The 17,158-nt window shown below is 63.6% G+C and carries 14 protein-coding genes; 11 read left to right on the top strand and 3 right to left on the bottom strand.

The features are described from left to right. Positions 1-2 precede the first annotated feature (2 nt). The 5 genes from BLT42_RS01480 (at position 3) to BLT42_RS01460 (ending at position 5,874) form a co-directional block, all read left to right on the top strand. Positions 3-1,658, top strand: coding sequence for a sulfatase-like hydrolase/transferase (locus BLT42_RS01480; RefSeq protein WP_233342253.1), 1,656 nt, complete (start codon positions 3-5; stop codon positions 1,656-1,658). Between the two features lie 21 nt (positions 1,659-1,679). After that, entirely contained in the window at positions 1,680-2,972 is a 1,293-nt protein-coding gene (locus BLT42_RS01475) for a DsbA family protein (RefSeq protein WP_176780196.1), read from the top strand. Positions 2,973-2,991: 19 nt separating this feature from the next. Next, positions 2,992-4,080, top strand: a complete 1,089-nt coding sequence (locus BLT42_RS01470; protein WP_233342252.1) for an MBL fold metallo-hydrolase — start codon at positions 2,992-2,994, stop codon at positions 4,078-4,080. Positions 4,081-4,096: 16 nt separating this feature from the next. Further along, positions 4,097-5,050: an SUMF1/EgtB/PvdO family nonheme iron enzyme gene (locus BLT42_RS01465; RefSeq protein WP_091765665.1), complete on the top strand. Its 954-nt coding sequence runs from the start codon at positions 4,097-4,099 to the stop codon at positions 5,048-5,050. A gap of 122 nt (positions 5,051-5,172) precedes the next feature. Further along, complete coding sequence (locus BLT42_RS01460; protein ID WP_176780195.1) at positions 5,173-5,874, top strand: TetR/AcrR family transcriptional regulator; 702 nt, start codon at positions 5,173-5,175, stop codon at positions 5,872-5,874. A gap of 12 nt (positions 5,875-5,886) precedes the next feature. Here BLT42_RS01460 and BLT42_RS01455 read toward each other — a convergent pair whose 3' ends face one another. Next, positions 5,887-6,711 (bottom strand): enoyl-CoA hydratase-related protein, encoded by an 825-nt coding sequence (locus tag BLT42_RS01455; protein ID WP_091765659.1) that lies wholly within the window; start codon positions 6,709-6,711, stop codon positions 5,887-5,889. 372 nt (positions 6,712-7,083) lie between these two features. Here BLT42_RS01455 and BLT42_RS01450 point away from each other — a divergent pair, with 372 nt between their 5' ends. The 6 genes from BLT42_RS01450 to BLT42_RS01425 are packed head-to-tail and all read left to right on the top strand — an operon-like array spanning position 7,084 to position 15,311. After that, positions 7,084-8,901, top strand: a complete 1,818-nt coding sequence (locus tag BLT42_RS01450) for an acyclic terpene utilization AtuA family protein (protein WP_091765656.1) — start codon at positions 7,084-7,086, stop codon at positions 8,899-8,901. After that, a complete protein-coding gene (locus tag BLT42_RS01445; RefSeq protein ID WP_091765652.1) occupies positions 8,898-10,520 on the top strand; it encodes an acyl-CoA carboxylase subunit beta in 1,623 nt (540 codons plus the stop codon). Before BLT42_RS01450 ends, BLT42_RS01445 begins: the two co-directional genes overlap by 4 nt. A 5-nt stretch (positions 10,521-10,525) precedes the next feature. After that, a complete protein-coding gene (locus tag BLT42_RS01440) occupies positions 10,526-11,341 on the top strand; it encodes an enoyl-CoA hydratase/isomerase family protein (RefSeq protein ID WP_233342251.1) in 816 nt (271 codons plus the stop codon). Beyond that, positions 11,342-13,369, top strand: coding sequence for an acetyl/propionyl/methylcrotonyl-CoA carboxylase subunit alpha (locus BLT42_RS01435; RefSeq protein WP_233342250.1), 2,028 nt, complete (start codon positions 11,342-11,344; stop codon positions 13,367-13,369). Then, entirely contained in the window at positions 13,366-14,508 is a 1,143-nt protein-coding gene (locus tag BLT42_RS01430; RefSeq protein WP_091765648.1) for an NAD(P)H-dependent flavin oxidoreductase, read from the top strand. Before BLT42_RS01435 ends, BLT42_RS01430 begins: the two co-directional genes overlap by 4 nt. Before the next feature lie 2 nt (positions 14,509-14,510). Beyond that, a complete protein-coding gene (locus tag BLT42_RS01425) occupies positions 14,511-15,311 on the top strand; it encodes a TIGR03084 family metal-binding protein (RefSeq protein WP_091765645.1) in 801 nt (266 codons plus the stop codon). 124 nt (positions 15,312-15,435) lie between these two features. Here BLT42_RS01425 and BLT42_RS01420 read toward each other — a convergent pair whose 3' ends face one another. Further along, a complete protein-coding gene (locus BLT42_RS01420) occupies positions 15,436-16,599 on the bottom strand; it encodes a hypothetical protein (protein ID WP_143023996.1) in 1,164 nt (387 codons plus the stop codon). Between the two features lie 30 nt (positions 16,600-16,629). Continuing rightward, on the bottom strand, positions 16,630-17,079 hold the full coding sequence (locus BLT42_RS01415; RefSeq protein ID WP_143023995.1) for a hypothetical protein: 450 nt from the start codon (positions 17,077-17,079) through the stop codon (positions 16,630-16,632). Positions 17,080-17,158 lie beyond the last annotated feature (79 nt).

Raw genomic sequence — 17,158 nt, 5'->3', positions numbered from 1 at the left:
TGATGAACATGCGTCTCTGGATATTCCTCGCTGCCGGTGCCGCAGTGCTGGCCGCCGGCTTTGGCGCCTTCATGCATTACCGGATCGGCCTGCCCGGCATGATCAACCGGATGCGAGATCCGATTCTGGCAACCCAACCGGTTGCCTGGGATCAGGGCCCGGCGGCCGCTGACACAGCGGCCGGAGACCGTCAGCCCAATATCATCGTCATTCTGGTCGATGATCTGGGCATCAATGACATTTCCACCTTCGGCGGCGGCGTTGCTGGCGGCTTGTTGCAAACGCCCAATATCGACGCGCTGGCGGCACGTGGCGCCATTTTCACCAACGGCTATGCCGGAAACGCCACCTGTGCTCCTTCGCGCGCGGCCATCATGACCGGTCGTTTCGCCACGCGGTTCGGCTTCGAATTTACCCCGGCGCCGGTGCCGTTTCACCGCCTGCTGGGCTCGTTCGATTTCGGTCCGCACCCGGCAGTCTATCACGCCGATCGTGAGAGCGACGCAATTCCGCTTGATGAGCAGGGATTGCCGACGAGCGAAATAACCATGGCCGAACTCCTGCGTGACCAGGGCTATCGCACACTGTTCTTCGGCAAATGGCATCTCGGCGGCGCGGAAGAATTCCAGCCACAAAACCAGGGTTTTGACGAGTGGCTCGGCTTCATGCCCGGGGCCGCCTTATTCATGGATGTCGACGACCCGGATGTCGTCAATGCGGTCGCTGATTTCGACCCGATTGACCGTTTCCTGTGGCCCAATCTGAACTTCGCCGTGCGCCATAATGGCAGCCAGCGCTTCCATCCTGATCGCTATATGACCGATTATCTTGCCGACAATGCCGTTGCCGCCATCGAGGCCAATGCGAACCGGCCCTTCTTCATGTATTTCGCGCTCAATGCGCCGCATACACCACTGCAGGCGCTGCGCTCGGACTATGACGCGCTCGCGGAGATCGAGGATGAACGCCTGCGGGTCTATGCCGCGATGATCCGCGCGGCTGACCGCGCTGTCGGCGAGATCGTCGCCTCGCTTGAGGAACAGGGCATTGCCGACAATACGCTGATCGTCTTCTCCAGCGATAATGGCGGCGCCAGCTATGTCGGCTTCCCGGAAATCAACGCGCCCTATCGCGGCTGGAAAGCGACCTTCTTCGAAGGCGGAATCCGGGTGCCAATGTTCGTCAACTGGCCGGCCCGTATCGCGGCGGGGACCATCGTCGAAGCACCGGCCGCCCATGTCGATATTTTCGCCACCGCCGCAAACGCAGCCGGAGCACCGATCCCGCAGGATCGCGTGATGGACGGGATTGATATGCTCGGCCTGATCGATGCAGCCGACACCGCACCGCCGGAGCGCGACCTGTTCTGGCGATCGGATCGCTATCGCGTCCTGATGCGCGATGGCTGGAAGCTGCAAATCTCCGAGCTGCCGCCGAGAACCTGGCTGTTCAATCTCAATGATGACCCGACCGAACAGGTCAATCTGGCGGCCGCCGAGCCGGACCGCCTGGCGGTCATGACCGAGGCCCTCAACGCGATCGACGCCGTGCAGGCCGAGCCGATCTGGCCGAGCCTCGTGGCCCCGCCGGTCTATATCGACCGGCATATTCTCGAACCGCGATCCGTGGATGACGAATATGTCCACTGGGCGAATTGAGGAATGAGGATGCGGGTCTGGTTGAGACGGCAGGTTTATCGCGCCCTGACAAGTTCCGCCCGGCGCGAGGCCAGGCGCAAGCGCGCCGAGGCCAAGCGGGTACGGCGCAATGAACCCCATCGGGTGCATTATTTTCACCGTCCGGGCGACCCTGCCTGCGCCTTGATGGCGCCGCTGGCCGTGGCCCTGTGTGAACGGTTCGATATCGAATTGACCGTCCATCTCACCGGTCTTCCTGCCGCGGATGTAAATCCAGACCCTGAACGCTTGCCCGACTGCGCCCGGCGCGACACCGCCGCATTGGCCCGGCAGTTCGGCCTGCCTTTCACAGATCCGGGGCATGCGCCTGATTCAGCGCTGGAAGCGCGCGCCGCCGCGATCGTGACCGCGGCCCTGAACAGCCGAGACGTCTTGCAGGCCGCCATCGCGACCGATGAAGCCCTGTGGCGCCGCGACGACGGCGCCATGGCTGCCGCCGCCGCCGGTTTCGGCGAGGCCAGTCCCGAGGCTGCCGCGAATGCGGCAGAGCAAGGCTCGGCCCTGCGCGACGAGCTCGGACATTTCCAGAGCGCCACGCTCTATTATGGGGGCGAATGGTATTGGACCGCCGATCGGCTACACTATCTGGAAGCTCGCCTGACTGACCTCGGCGCCGCGCGCGCCGGCACTTCGACGTCACCACTCGCACCGCCCTTGCTCGAAAGCCAGGCCAGCGGCGAGAGTGGCGGCGTTCTGGAAGTCTACCCATCCTTGCGCAGCCCCTACACCTATCTCGCCATGGAGCGCGCTTTTGCGCTCGCCGACCGCTGGCAAACCCAGGTCGAGATCCGTTTCGTCCTGCCCATGGTGATGCGGAGCCTGCCGGTACCGCGCCGCAAGGGTCAGTATTTCCTGCTCGATGCCAAACGTGAGGCCGAGCGCCTCGGCCTGCCCTTCGGCAATATCTGCGACCCGCTCGGGCCACCGACCGAGCGCGGCCTCGCGGTACTCCATTTTGCGATGGGCCAGGACAAGGGTCGTGAATTCCTGACCAGCTTCCTGCGCGGCGTGTGGGCTGAGGGCGTTGATGCCGGATCCGATCACGGCCTGCGCCTGTTGGTCGAACGCGCCGGGCTGGACTGGGCGGCAGCCAAGGCCGCCCTCGGTGATGAAAGCTGGCGCGTCGTCGCAGAGACCAATCGTGAGCGATTGCTGGAGCTCGGCCTTTGGGGCGTGCCCTCCTTCCACACCGGCGGTTTGTCAGTCTGGGGCCAGGATCGCCTCTGGCGCATTGAACAGGCCCTTTCAGCCCGGGCGGAAGCCAACTCATCATGACCAGCCAAGGATAACGAGCATGTTGAAACGCGTCCTGTTCGGGGCCCTCGGCCTCGCCCTGCTCGTCACCGGTCTGGCTTTTGCGTTCCAGGCGCAGTTGGCCCGCGCGCTCTATGAGCGCCGCGTGGACCGCCAGATGTCACTCGACCGGATGGCTGAACTGCCCGATGGTCTGCACTTGGCTTTCTGTGGCACCGGCTCGCCCCTGCCCGATCCGTCGCGCGCGCCGAGCTGCGCCGTTGTGATCGCGGGCGACCGGTTATTCGTCGTCGATTCCGGCGCCGGTTCGGTTGGCAATCTGTTGCTGATGGGGATTCCGGCCGGGCAGATCGAAGCCGTCCTCCTGACGCATTTCCACTCCGACCATATTGGCGGGCTCGGCGACCTTGCGCTGCAACGCTGGATCGGCGAGGGGCGCAACGAACCCCTGCCTGTCTATGGCGCTGCCGGCGTCGAGACGGTCGTGGCCGGCTTCAATCAGGCCTATGCGATCGACGCAACCTATCGCACCGGACATCATGGCGAGGTCATCGCGCCGCCCTCCGGCTTTGGCATGGAGGCACAGCCCTTCGCGATTGCCGGTTTCGATCAGACCGCTCCGGTCAAATTGCTGGAGAATAACGGGCTGACGATCTGGGCCGTCGCGGTAGACCACGCCCCGGCCAGCCCGGCCGTAGCCTATCGCTTCGATTACCAGGGACGCTCCCTGGTGATGAGCGGCGACCTCGTCGCGGATGCCTCACCGGGTTTCCAGGCCCTCGCGGCGGGAACAGATCTGCTGGTTGTTGAGGCGCTGCAGCCCGACCTGCTCGACATCATCAATGCAGGCGCCCGGGCTCGCGGCAATGAGCGGCTGGATACGATCATGATCGACATCCGCGACTACCACACCACGCCGGAACAGGCCGCCTCTGTCGCCCGCTCGGCGCAGGCACGGGCCCTTGTGCTCAATCACATTGTCCCGGCGCTGCCCAGCCGGAGTCTCAATGCCGCCTTCCTCGGAGACGCCGCTGCGGCTTACTCCGGACCTATCCGGATTGCCGAGGATGGCCTGGTCGTCAGCCTGCCGACCGGCGATGACGGTGTCAGTTTTCAGTCCTGGCGCTGAGAGGGATAGAGCCATCATGCAGAAATGGATCCTTGCCGGCGCTGCGGGTTTGCTGGCTCTGTCCGGTGCCGCAGCCGGCTATTGGCTACTCGACCGCGACACGACCGGTGAGCCGCCAGCGCTCCGGCATTGCACCGCGACCCCCGCCGACGACCGGCTCTGGGTGGCTGCCGGACGCTATCAAATCGGCGCCACGCCGCGTTATCGCGAGGAGACCGGCCCGCAACAGGTCGAGACCCGCGGGTTCTGGATTGACCGGCATGAAGTGACCAATGCCCAATTCACGCGCTTCGTCGCAGCCACCGGTTATCGCACCATCGCCGAGCAGGCGCCGGACCCTGCCGCTTATCCCGATATTGACCCAGCGGTCCTGACCGCCGGCTCAGCCGTGTTTGGCGTCAGTGCCGGTCAGGGCTATTGGTGGAGTTTCATCCCCGGTGCCAGCTGGCAAACACCCTACGGCCCGGGCAGTTCGATCGAGGGCCTGGATGACCATCCCGTCGTCCATATCGCCTATGCCGACGCTGCGGCCTATGCCGCCTGGGCCGGCGGCGAATTGCCGACAGAAGCCGAATGGGAAGTCGCGGCACGGGCCGGGCAGGCTGGCGCCGAGTTCGAATGGGGCGATGAATTCCGTCCGGACGGACAATGGCGCGCCAATAGCTGGCAGGGCCCTTTTCCGGCGATCGACACCGGCGATGACGGTTTTGCAGGCCTGGCACCGGTCGGCTGTTATGAGCCCAATGATCTTGGCCTGGTCGACATGACCGGCAATGTCTGGGAGTGGACCTCCAGCCCATTCAGCGCCGATCCGGCAACCGGCACAATTCGCGGCGGCTCCTATCTGTGCGCGCCCAATTTCTGCGCCCGCTTTCGTCCTGCCGCGCGGCAGGCCCAGGAATGGGACTTCTCCGCCTCGCATATCGGCTTCCGCACCATCAGCCGGGCCCCGGGACCGGACGAGCCATGACCACTCACCACCGGGCCAGGGCTCCCAACTTCTGCGCTTGAAAAATGAGCGGATCGGGCGCCAAGATGAGGGGCGCTCACTCCAAGGGTAACAGACGACAAACTGAATACGGGAAAGCCTCCATGGCCCATGCCAGACGACCCAGCGGCGAAGCACGCGAAAGCGCCATCATTGCCGCAGCGACAGCGATCTATCTGGAAAGCGGCTATGCCGGCGCCAAAATGTCGGAGATCGCCAGACGCGCCGGCATCGCCGAGGGCACGCTCTATCTCTATTTCCGCAACAAGCACGCGTTGATGCTGGGCGTCGTTGCCGAGCACTGGTCAGAACTGACCCGCGGTGCCCATGCCAGTCTGCGTGACCAGCGCGGCTATTTCGAGCGCATTGAAGCGCTGGCGCGCTATCACCTGACCAGCATGATCGAGAAGTGGAAGCTGATCGAACTCGGCTTCTCTATCCGCTACCAGCCGGGCATCAAGATCGGCGATGATCTCGATTTCAAGCGCGCCTATACGGCGGTGTTCGACGAATTGATCGAAAGCGGCATTGCCGTCGGACATATCCAGCCAAAAACCGAGATCTGGTACCTGCGCGACCAATTCTACGGCACGCTGGAATATGCCGCCCGCACCATCATGCTCCACGGCGCCTGCAAGCCCGACATGGATCTGGCGATCGAGCAATTGATGCACACATTCAAGCGCAGCTATGCCGCTACCGAAAACATGCCCACCACTGACCAGGTCGCCAACCTGTCGGACCGGCTTGAAACGGCTGTCGCCCGGCTCGAGGCGCTGGCCAGCACCGATGAAGACGGCGCCTGACAGCGCTCTGCGCTATTCGCCGGAAGCGTCCGGCCCGGCCATTGACTGAAAGACCGCCTCGCGCTTTTCCATCCGCGCGGTCAGGGCTTCGCCAACCTCGGCTGGCGAAAACATGCCGGCATTCCAGTCCGCAATGAAGCGCAGGCCATCGGCCAGGGCGGCGTCGCGGGCATTTTGCAAACTGCGCTTGATGCCCACCGTCATCAGAGGCGACTTGCTGGCAATAGTCTCGGCGATCTCCGCCGCGCGTGCCCGGCACGCCGCATCATCGGCCTCGATCGATGAAACCAGGCCATAGCGCGCCGCTTCCGCCGCCGGCATGCGCCGGCCTGTCAGCGCCATATCGCACATCACGCCATAGGGCAGCGCGTGAACGCCGCGCTGCAAACTGCCGAGGTCGGCGACGATAGCGATATTGGTCTCCTCAATGCCAAAACTGGCATTTTGCGAGCAGACCCGGATGTCGCAGGCCAGGACCAGGTCCAGCCCACCACCCAGACAGGCGCCCTGAATGGCCGCGATAACGGCAAAATTGGCCTGCTCCAGCTTGGTCAGCGTCTCCTGCAGCACCAGGAGGTTGGCGCGAAACTGGAAACGGTCATGGGCGGAATCGCTCTTGCCAAGCGATGTGAACGCGTCGGTATCCATGCCCGAACAGAAATGCCGCCCCTCGGATTCGATCAGCAGGACACGCGTCTGGCCGGCCTGATTGAGGGCATCAATCGCCAACGGGAAGTCACGCCAGAAGGCCGATCCCAGCGCATTGGCCCGCTCGGGGCGCGTCAGGGTCAGGCGGGCAATCGCGCCGTCCTGTACAATGGAAAAAGCGTCGGACATTCAATCCCCCAATTGGGCCCTGGAAGCGGCCGGGCCTTGTCGGCAGAGCATAGCAGGCAAGGGTGCCAGATGTGAAACACCCGACAGCAGACCACCTCACGGCCGACACCCCTCCTGTCCCGCCCCGAAGTGAAGCCGGCGCGGGCCGCACTCAAGGTAGCGCCAGTCGCCCAGGATCAAGCCGAATGAACCGACCTCATCGACTCCCCTGGCTAGCTATCACAGGGTGAAGAGGGCGCACTACAGATCAATAATATTGATCAACCCAAAAAACTGAGTTTAACTCACTCGACAATAACCACGCCTGTCAGATGTCCGAAACGGGCTGCACCGCAGGCGCGCATTCGCCGCCCGAGTTGGCACGGAGATCCGATGACAAAGAATGCGATCCGTATTGGAGGAGCCAGCGGCTATTGGGGCGACAGCGCCATGGCCGTCCCGCAATTGCTGGCGGGCGGATCACTGGACTACCTCGTCTTCGACTATCTCGCTGAAATCACCATGTCGATCCTGGCCCGTGCCCGCGCCCGCGATCCGGGAGCCGGTTATGCGACCGATTTTGTAACCGCCGCCCTCGCCCCGAATATCGACGCTATCGCGGCCCGGGGCGTGCGCGTCATCTCCAATGCCGGCGGGGTCAATCCCGAGGCTTGCGGCGCCGCTGTCCGCGCCTTGATCGAAAAAGCGGGGCTGAAGTTGAAGGTCGCCGTGATCACCGGTGACGACCTCTTGCCTCGCGCGGCAGAACTGGCCCGGGGCGGGTTGACGGAAATGTTCACAGCCGAGGCCTTCCCGCCACTCGACAGGATTGCCAGCCTGAACGCCTATCTCGGAGCCTTCCCCATCGCGGCTGCGCTCGATGCCGGCGCCGATATCGTGATTACCGGCCGCTGCGTCGACAGCGCCGTCACGCTGGGCGCCTGCATCCATGCCTTTGACTGGTCGCGCCAGGATTATGACCGGCTCGCGAGCGGCAGTCTTGCCGGCCATGTGCTGGAATGCGGCCCACAAGCGACGGGGGGCAATTTCACCGATTGGGAGAGCGTCGCGACCGGGATTGCCGAGATCGGCTATCCCATCGCCGAGATCAAACCCGATGGCCACTTCACCGTCAGCAAGCCCGCCGGCACGGGGGGATGTGTCAGCGTCGGCACGGTCTCGGAACAAATGCTCTACGAGATTGGCGACCCGCAGGACTATGCCCTGCCCGATGTGCGTTGCGATTTCTCACAGGTGACGATCGTGCAGGCAGGTCCGGACCAGGTCGTCATCAGCGGTGCCCGCGGCGGACCTCCGCCGGCAGCATACAAGGCCAGCCTGACCTGGCAGGATGGCTGGCGTGCGGGCCTCTATCTGAGCTTTTACGGATTGGATGCCAGCCGCAAGGCGCAGGGTTTCGCCGACGCGGCACTCGCCCGGGCCGGCACCATCCTGCGCAAGTTGAACGCCCCGCCGTTTAGCGAAACCAGTACGGAAATTCTGGGCAGTGAGAGCCAGTTCGGGGCCTTCGGCCGCGGCAGCGATGCGCGTGAGGTTGTGCTCAAGCTCGCAGCCCGGCATGCCGACGCCGCCGGTGCCGGCCTGCTGCTACGAGAAGCCGCCGGACTGGGGCTGGCATCGCCGCCCGGTCTTTCCGGCTTTCAGGGCGGGCGGCCGAAACCCTCACCGGTCACCCGGCTTTTCTCCTGCCTTTGCCCGCGGGAAATGATCGATATCGGCATCGAGCTGGATGGCAAGCCGCTCGACTATGCAGAGCCCCCGCTCACGAAGGCCCCCGCACCAACGCTCGCCCGGCCAGAGCCCCCCGCCAAACCCGGCACCGCGCCGGATATCGTTCGCGTGCCCCTGATTGCGCTGGCCTGGGGGCGTTCAGGCGACAAGGGCAATAACGCCAATATCGGCATTATCGCGCGCGAACCGGCGTTTCTGCCGCCGATCTGGCACGGGCTGACGACGGACATCGTGGCGGAGCGCTTTGCGCACTTCCTCGACGGCCCGGTGGAACGCTTCTTCCTGCCGGGCAGCCATGCGATCAATTTTCTGTTGCACGATGTACTCGGTGGCGGCGGCATTGCCAGCCTGCGCAATGACCCTCAGGGCAAGGGCTATGCCCAGATCCTGCTGGCGACACCGATCGAGATCCCGGTCGAGCTGGCGCAACGCTTCAACCTCACAGAGGCCATGGCATGACAGCTTTCCAGACCAGCACTGATCCGCAACGGCCTGATTTCGCACAGAACCGGGCCGATATGCTGGCCCTGATCGACCGGCTGGAAACCCTGAATGGCCGCGCGGCCATCGCCTCGGAACGACGCCGGGAGCGGTTCGAAAAGCGGGGACAACTCACCCCGCGCGACCGGCTCGCCCGATTGCTCGATCCGGGCATGCCCTTCCTGGCGATCGGCAATCTCGCCGGCTATATGGTCGATACCCAGGACGAGGCGAAATCCATCCCCGGTTCGACGCTGATCGCGGGAATTGGCTATGTCTCCGGCGTGCGCTGCGTCGTCACGGTCGATGATAGCGGCATCCGGGCCGGGGCGATCATGGCCGGCAGCGGCTATAAGCTACGCCGGGCCGAAGAGATCGCCCTGCAACAGAAACTCCCCTTTATTCATCTGGTTGAGAGCGCCGGCGGTGATCTGCTGAACTATGATGTCGGCAGTTTCGCGCTCAGCGGCGCCCTGTTCGCCAATCTGGCGCGCCTCTCCAAGGCCGGCATACCGACCATCGCCATCCTGCATGGCTCCTCGACGGCCGGCGGCGCCTATATGCCGGGCCTGTCCGATTATGTCGTCGCCGTGAAGGATCGCGGCAAGGCTTTCCTGGCTGGCCCGCCCTTGCTCAAGGCCGCGACCGGCGAGATCGCGACCGATGAGGAATTGGGCGGAGCGCAGATGCACAGCGAGACCTCCGGTCTGGTCGAGTATCTGGCGGCCAGTGATGATGAAGCGGTCGCCATGGTCCGCGAACTGGTCGGGCGCTTTGACTGGAATGCCAATTGCCCCGAGCGGCGGCCGGTGGCGTTCGAAGAACCCCGGCTGGATATCGGCGAGCTGGCCGGCATCGTCCCGGTCGATTATCGCAGACCCTATGATGTCCGCGAAGTCGTCGCGCGTATCGTGGACGGCTCGGATTTCTCTGATTTCAAACCGGGTTTCGGTGTCTCGACGGTCTGCCTGCAAGCCTCCATTTATGGCTATCCTTGCGGGATTATCGGCAATAATGGCCCGATCGATCCGCAGGGGGCCAACAAGGCCGCGCAATTCATCCAGCTTTGCGACCAGGCCGCTACGCCATTGATTTTCCTGCAAAACACAACCGGATATCTGGTCGGGCGTGAATACGAGCAGGCTGGCATGATCAAGCATGGGTCCAAGATGATCCAGGCGGTGACCAATGCCTCCGTGCCACGCCTCACCCTGATGATCGGGGCCAGTTATGGCGCCGGGAATTACGGCATGTGCGGGCGCGGTTTCGACCCGGACTTCCTCTTCTCCTGGCCCAATGCCTCGATGGGCGTGATGGGCGGTGAACAGGCGGCGACGGTTATGGGTATTGTCGCAGAGGAGGCTGCCCAGACACGCGGTTTCGAACTCGACCCGGCGATGATGGCCGAGCAATCGAAACAGCTGGCGGAGCATTTCAATCGCCAGTCGGATGCTTTCTACACCTCGGGTCATATGCTCGATGACGGCATGATCGATCCGCGCGATACCCGCAAGGCGCTTGGTTTCATGCTGGGCATTGTTTGGGAAGCGGCTCACCGGTCCTTGCGGCCCAATAGTTTTGGCGTGGCGAGGCTGTGAGAACAATGCGTACAATCAATGAATTACCCCAAACCAGCACGATTGATCAGGAGCTGGAAGGCGGCTGGCTGACGCTCTGGTTCAATACGCCGGACAACCGCAACGCTCTCTCCGCCGAGCTGTCGGCAGAGCTGATGGCGGTGCTCGAAGCGGTACGCCCGAGGCGTGATATTCGCGGCGTAACCCTGCGTGGACGCAACGGAATTTTCTGTTCGGGCGGCGATCTCAAGGGCTTCAGAACCGAGCTGCAGGGCCAGGGTGATCGCGGCGCGGTGATCGAGGCGAGCCGGCAGGCCGGCGCCTTGTTCAATACGGTGAATACGTTGCCGCAAACCGTCATCGTGATCGTCGAAGGGGCTGCCATGGCAGGCGGTTTCGGACTGGTCTGCTGCGCGGATCTGGTGATCGTGACAGCCGATGCGCGCTTTGCTCTGACGGAAACCACGCTGGGAATTCCGCCGGCACAGATTGCGCGTTTCGTGGTGCAGCGCCTGGGTCTGTCAACGGCGCGGCGGCTGATGCTGACGGCGGCTCGCTTCAAGGGGGCCGAAGCCCAAACGATTGGTTTGGCAGACTTTCTGGCACCGGAGGCCAGCGACATCGCGCCTCTGGAAGCCGCGATCCGGGAGCAGGTTTTGCGCTGTGCACCGCAGGCGAATGCCGTCACCAAGGCGCTGGTTCTCGCCACTCAGAACACGCCGCCGGACGCGATGACCCAGCTCGCCGCGGAGGGCTTTGCCGATTGCATGCTGGGCGATGAGGCGCGCGAGGGCATTGCGGCCTTTATCGAAAAACGCAGGCCTGTCTGGGCCGGGGAGTAGATGATGACCGCCTCTCCCTTCCGCTCCATCCTGATCGCCAATCGTGGTGAAATAGCCTGCCGTATCATCGCTACAGCCCGCCGGCTGGGTTACCGCACGATTGCTGTTCATTCGCCGGTCGACAGCTGTTCGCCACATGTCCGCCTCGCCGATGATGCCGTCCTGCTCGGACCGGATGCGGCGGCGCAATCCTATCTCTCGATCGAACGCCTGATCGAGGCCGCCATGTCGAGCGGCGCCGAGGCCATCCATCCCGGCTATGGCTTCCTCTCCGAGAATGCGGATTTCGCCCGGGCCTGCCTCGAGGCCGGCCTGGTCTTCATCGGACCCTCGCCGGAGGCGATTGCGGTGATGGGCGACAAGGCGGTCGCGAAACGGCGCATGGTCGCGGCGGGTGTGCCCTGCCTGCCCGGCTATCAGGACAGTGACCAGTCGGACGAGGCCTTCCTGGCGGCGTCGAGTTCCATCGGCTATCCGATCATGATCAAGGCGGCAGCCGGGGGTGGCGGGCGCGGGATGCGGCGGGTCGAGAATGAGGCGGAGCTGATCGCGGCCCTGCCACTGGCACGCTCAGAAGCGCAGCAGGCCTTCGGGGCGTCGGACCTGATCCTGGAGCGGGCGCTGGACCAGCCGCGCCATGTCGAGATCCAGATTTTCTGCGACAGCCAGGGCCATGCGATCCATCTGGGCGAGCGCGATTGTTCGGTGCAGAGACGGCACCAGAAAGTGCTCGAGGAATCGCCCTGCCCGGCGATGACGGACGCCCTGCGTGCGAAGATGGGGGCGGCCGCCGTGCTCGCTGCGCAATCGGTTGATTATGTCGGGGCCGGCACGGTGGAATACATGCTGGAGGCCGATGGGCGTTTCCATTTCCTGGAGATGAATACGCGGCTCCAGGTCGAGCATCCGGTGACGGAAATGGTGACGGGGCTGGACCTGGTCGAGCTGCAATTGCGCGTCGCCAGTGGTGCGCCGCTGGGCCTCACCCAGAAAGATATCCGGCTCGCCGGCCATGCCATTGAGGCACGGCTCTATGCCGAGGACCCGGCGCAGGGCTTCCTGCCCTGTTCAGGCGATATCGAGCGCTGGATTGCACCGGCTGGCGAGGGCATTCGCGTCGATGCCGGAATTGAATCGGGCAGCGCGGTCTCACCCCATTATGATCCGATGATCGCCAAGATCATCGCCTGGGGCCCCAGCCGCGCCATTGCCTGCCAGCGGCTTGAGGGGGCGCTGCAGGCGACGGGCATTGCCGGGCTGCAGACCAATCGCGATTTCCTGCTCGCCGCCGTGCGCGAACCGGCTTTCCAGTCTGGCGAAGCGACGACGGCCTTCATCGGCGAGATGTTGCCCGGTGGCGAATTCAAACCGGCGGGTCTGCCGGGCGGCGTCCTGGCGGCGGCCGGCGTGCTGCAATTACGGCAGGCCGCGCGCGACGCGCTTCAGACCGCGAATGCCCTGCCCGCTGCGCTGCTGGGCTGGCACAGCGCCGGCCGTCTGACCTCCAGCTTTGCCTATCGGATCGAGGGCATGGATCTACCCGTGACCGCCTCAGCCGTCTCGCTCGGGCGAGACGCCTACCGGGTGCAGCTTGCCGACAATTTCCACCTCGTCGAGATCATCACGGAAAGCCCGGGACAGGCCCGCCTGATGATTGACGGCAAACGCCAGCGAGCCCGTTTCGAACATCTCGACCGGGCACGGATTTTCCTGATGATCGGCGATCACGCCGTCACCCTGGGCAATCAGGTCGGCGCCCCGCAGGCGCGCGGTGAAACGGCGGCATCGGGACAGGTAGCGGCGCCGATGCACGGCCTGCTGGTCGAGATCTGCATCGCTACCGGCGACCGGGTCGCGAAGGGCGAGCGCATCGCCATTCTCGAAGCCATGAAAATGCAACATGAAATCCGCGCCGATCTCGATGGTACAATCCGCGAGATCGGACAGGCGAGCGGCAGCCAGGTCAAATCCGGCCAGCTCCTCTTCGTCATCGAACCCGACACGACAAAACAGGACGACGCACCATGAAATCTCCGATCTGCACCATGCTGGGCATCGAATTTCCGCTGCTCGGTTTCAGCCATTGCCGCGATGTGGTCGCGGCCGTCACCAATGCCGGCGGAATGGGGATTTTCGGCGCCGTCAATCTGCCGCCCGACCGGCTCGAGGAAGAGCTCGCCTGGATCGACGCCCATGTCGACGGCAAGCCTTACGGCGTCGATTTGATCGTGCCCAACCGCTTCGAGGGCAAGGGTACAGCGCTCGACCCGGAACGCCTGCTCGGCGCGGTGCCGGACACCCACAAGGATTTCGCCTCCGAAGTGCTCGGCCGCTATGGCATTGATGCCAGCTCGATTGAGTCGGGACGCGGCGAATTCCTGCAATTCGCCGAGAACCTGACCGAAGAGGGCGCCATGGCCTCGCTGAAGGTCGCCTTCAAACACCCGATCAAGCTGATCGCCAATGCGCTGGGCATTCCGCCCGATTACATGCTCAGCATGGCGAAGGAGCACGGCGTCGCGGTGGCGGCCCTGGTTGGCACCAAGGAACACGCGATCAAACAGGTCGAGGCCGGGGTCGATATCCTGGTCGTCGCCGGCGGCGAGGCCGGCGGGCATTGCGGCGAGGTTTCGACCATGGTGCTGGTGCCGGAAGTGCATGAAGCGATCCAGCCCTATGGCAATGTGCCCATACTGGCTGCAGGCGGCATTACCACCGGGCGCCAGATGGCGGCGGCGATGGCGATGGGTGCGTCGGGGGCCTGGTGCGGCTCGGTCTGGCTGACGACGGCGGAGGCCGAGACCAGCCCGGTGGTGAAGGAGAAAATGCTCGCCGCCGCCTCGCGCGACACGGTCCGCTCGAAATCACGCACCGGCAAACCCTCGCGGCAATTACGCTCGCCCTGGACGGAGGCCTGGGACCAGGAAGGCCCTGTGCCTCTGCCCATGCCATTGCAGGCACTGGTCAGCGAACCGGCCCTGCAGAAGATCCGCGACCTCTCCGGCGGCGGTCATGAAGGCGCGATGGCGCTCGACACCTATTGGGTCGGGCAAGGCGTGGGTTTGATGAACCAGGCCATGTCGACCGGCGCCGTGGTGCAATGTTTCAAGGAAGACTTTGTTGCCGCTTTTGAGCGTCTGTCGAACTTTCTCGAAATGGAGGGCTGAGCATGCACGCCATCGCCGATGATTTCCGGGCCGAGAACCTGGCCCTCAAGACCCTGCTCGATCCGCTCACAGACGCCCAGTTCGACCAGCCCACCCTGTTCAAGGCCTGGACGATCAATGACATATTGCGCCACCTGCACTTCTGGAACCGTGCCGCCTATCTGCAGGTCCATGACGAAGCCGAGCTTGAACGCCTGCTTGGACGGGTCTTCAGCCTGACCGACCCGGGCGGGATGCGCACGCTGGAGCGTGAAATGTTTGGCGGATTGAGCGGCCATGCCCTGCTCGATGAATGGTCCGGCTTTGCCGAACAACTCGCGGCGAGCTTTGCCGAGATTGATCCGAAGACGCGCCTGAAATGGGCCGGACCGGCGATGAGTGCCCGCTCCAGCCTGACGGCGCGTCAGATGGAGACCTGGGCCCATGGCCAGGCCGCTTTCGATGCGCTCGGTGTCACCCGGATCAATACCGACCGCATCCGCAATATCGTGCAATTGGGCGCCAATACCTTCGCCTGGACCTTCCGCGTCAATGGACTGCCCCTGCCCGAAGCCCGGCCCTTCCTCTCACTCACCGCACCATCGGGCGAGACCTGGACCTGGGGGGAGCCGGATCCGGCCAATATGATTAGCGGCACGGCCGAAGCTTTCTGCCAGGTCGTGACCCAGGTGCGCAATATCGCCGATGTCGAGCTGGACACAGCTGGTGAGACTGCCGCGGCCTGGATGGCCAGGGCGCAATGCTTCGCCGGCCCGCCCGAGACACCGCCGGCACCAGGCCTGAGGCGACCGGCCGACGGCTGAGCGCCGGGACGGGTCGGGCCCCACGGACAGGGAGCGGCAGAACCGCCAAAGAAACGACCGCCCTCCCCGATCAGGGAAGGCGGCCGCAGGGTCTCGATTGAGCGTCGACTGACCGTTCAGCAGATCAGGGCTGAACTTCCGCGACTTGTTGTTCAAGCGCGGCCAGGCGCGTGTTCAATTGCTCGATATAGATGTGTGCGACTTCCAGCTCGTGCAGCATGCCGCCGGCCTTCTGGGTCACGTTGAAGGGCTCATTGGGGCTCGTTGGACCGACCGCGTCGAGATAACGGTTTTCCCACATGGCAGCCGCGTGATCCTCGATCGAAGGCACCTGAAAATACTCAGGATCGAAGGTCAGGTCACAGGGGCCAGGATTACAGGTTGGGCCGACCGTTGTGATACCGCTGGCATCGATCGTGGCCCAGACATCACTCGGTCCGGTCAAGCGGATCTCGGAGTTTGCCAGGATGAGCTGGGTCATCTTGGTGCTTCCATCGCCGCTCAGGCCAACGATCCGACGGTTCTGACTGTCCGACTCAAGCCGGAGCTGAACGCCGTCATTATCGGTGCTGGTCAGGTGAATGAACTTGTTTCCGGCACCGGTAAACCGCGCGATTGACGCGCTCGTTGAGGTCACATGCAGTGGCGAGGTTGGAGCAGACGTGCCCAGTCCGACATTGCCGGTGCTGTCGAGATAGAGCGTATCCTGAGGCGTGGAGGGCTCGATCCGGAAGCCAAGCCGGCTACCATTCGTTACGTCGCGGACGAAGAAATTGGCCTCATTGCCGCCGACATCCCAGATCTGGGAGGTAAAGCCGCTGGTACCATCCTGGTGGAGACGCATGGTTGGCGTATTGCCGTCCGTCACGTGCAGCTGGACCAGGGGAGAAGCGGTCCCCATGCCAACATTGCCGTTGGCGGCGACATACAGGGAGTTGCTGGGCGCGTCGGCCAGGATCCGGAACGGTATCCGGCCGGCGTCACTGTCCTCAATCGCGAAATAATTCGCGCCACCATTACCGGTGTCATTCACCACAATGCGCCAGTCACGGGTCGGAAAGCTGGCTGAAACACTGGTATCGTTGAAATGGATCCGGAGATTGTTTTCCTTCAGTCGAAGCGTGTCGAACCCGAAATTTTCGCCATTATTGCAGTCATTGCCGACGCAGAGACTGAAAGTGATGATGACGTCATCGAGATGCTGGATGTCTGCTTTCGCCTGGCTCGCCATCCCCATAAGGGCAGCGGCAGCAATAACGGCAGCGCTCGTCGTGTTCATGAATTTCATCAGCTTCATCCCCAGATAATTTAAGTGCGATCAGCGCTCAGACGCTGCCGGATCCATTTGTAGAATTTGGCCATTCACCACGCGAAACGAGCCGGACATCGAAGTGCCGACCAATGCCGGGCGCGCCCGTCCGGAACGGCCATCAGCCCCGGCGACAGGTGGCGTGGCCAAGACTTGTTGCTCAGTCGTCGCCGCCGTCATTTCGTAAGTATAGAGCCCGTCGGGCACCGAGCCGAAATCGGCCAGGCGGAAGGTCGGAGCCACACGCGCAGACTCGACCTGACCATGATATCCATTCGGCCCGGTCACGCTAAGCGTATAATTGCTCAGGGAGGGGTCGGCGGTAAAACTCAGACGCGAACCGATGAATTGTTCCGTAAACCCGTCCTGCATCGAGAGACCAGGCTGTTGCGCCACGGCCGACGCCGTGATCAACCCAGCCGTCAGGACCGATGCCGCCAATAGCTTTAACGTATTCATTGAGCCCGCCCCCTGCATTGTCACATACGCAGTGTTCACACTGCATCGCCGGTTTTATACACCAAGCCTGCAATAACGA

The organism is Maricaulis salignorans (assembly GCF_900103475.1).
In the GTDB taxonomy this organism is placed as follows: Bacteria; Pseudomonadota; Alphaproteobacteria; order Caulobacterales; family Maricaulaceae; genus Maricaulis; species Maricaulis salignorans.
This window is presented reverse-complemented; position numbering and strand designations above follow the sequence as displayed.